Origin of the sequence: Rothia sp. HMSC061E04, assembly GCF_001813685.1 — a bacterium.
Taxonomy (GTDB): Bacteria; Actinomycetota; Actinomycetes; order Actinomycetales; family Micrococcaceae; genus Rothia; species Rothia mucilaginosa.
This window is the reverse complement of record NZ_KV813681.1, coordinates 1-1,081: the sequence shown is the minus strand read 5'-3', so window position 1 is coordinate 1,081 and position 1,081 is coordinate 1. Positions and strand designations below refer to the sequence as shown.

Annotated in this window: 2 protein-coding genes; both read right to left on the bottom strand. The window is 56.9% G+C overall.

Annotated features, from left to right (window positions below; translation table 11 throughout):
* The coding region (locus HMPREF2927_RS00010) for an IS3 family transposase (protein WP_246827306.1) at window positions 1–396 on the bottom strand (396 nt) is incomplete at its 3' end.
* Between the two features lie 113 nt (window positions 397–509).
* Window positions 510–1,022 carry a helix-turn-helix domain-containing protein gene (locus tag HMPREF2927_RS00005; protein WP_070684523.1) on the bottom strand — a complete coding sequence of 171 codons (513 nt, stop codon included), beginning with the start codon at window positions 1,020–1,022 and terminating at the stop codon, window positions 510–512.
* Window positions 1,023–1,081 lie beyond the last annotated feature (59 nt).

Genomic DNA, 1,081 nt, shown 5'->3' with positions numbered 1-1,081 from the left:
TTGCTGCTGGGCAAGATTAGGGCACATCGAGATGGAGTGGGCAACAATCTCCTTGCTGGCAAAGTCATAAACCGGAGCGAGGTAGGCCTTACCAAAGGAAAGCTTAAACTCGGTAACATCAGTACCCAACTTCTGCCAGGGACCGGTCGCCGTGAAGTTGCGACCGATGATGTTGGCGAACCTTTGCCCCACATCCCCCTTATAGGAGTTATACCTACGGTAGGGCCTCTCACGGCGTATACCGCAGCGCAGCCCCATCTGGCGCATCATCTTCAAGACCGTCTTATCGGCAATGCGCACCCCTTCCTCAGCGCGCAGGCACATGGCTATCTGCCTGTGACCGCACCCGTTGGGGGTTCGCGAAAAGATTTGGGCGACCTTGGGACGTAGCTGCACTCTGGTTGGCTGTTGGGGATGAGCCAACGCGTAGTAGTAGCTCGACCTGGCAAGGCCAGCAGCTTCGAGGAGATCACGCACCGCGTGTCCATGCCCTGAAAGCTCAGCGACCACTAGGGCTTTGTCCCGGTTTGGGAGCGCTTCTGCGCCTTCAGGGCAATCGATTTTTTTAGGTACGCCACCTGTGCCTCAAGCTTGCGCACACGCTCTTCGAGTTCCTCCTCACGCGTTGGCGGCACCGCCCGCACCGACCCCTTCGGCCTGCCCTTGGGCTTAGGCTTAAGCGCCTGCGCGCCGCCCTGGCGGTACAGCCTGCACCACTGCTTCAACGGTGTTGCGCTTGCAATACCGAAATGCACCATCGCCTCAGGCTTACTCATCCCACCATCAACCACAGCCTTCGCTGCGGCGACCTTGGTCTCATAGTCGTATTTGGTTCGCTTTACTCCCATGGTAAGAAGCCCGTCCCTCCCGATGACGTGGTACATTTTCTGCCACTCTCTCACAGTCGCGGCGGACACACCAAGCTTCCTGGCGGTCAGACCATAGCCGAATCCTCTCTCGAACATTTGCGCTGCTTGCTCCCGGAGCAAACGATCATGTCTTAATCCCAGATTGATAGACATGAAAAGCCTCCTGTTTCTTGGACTTTAGTTTTGATGTCCAAGAAACGGGAGGCAGTTCA

Excerpts from the sequence above, each read along its gene's own strand:
- HMPREF2927_RS00005 (WP_070684523.1), bottom strand. The coding sequence starts at position 1,022 with ATGTCTATCAATCTGGGATTAAGACATGATCGTTTGCTCCGGGAGCAA.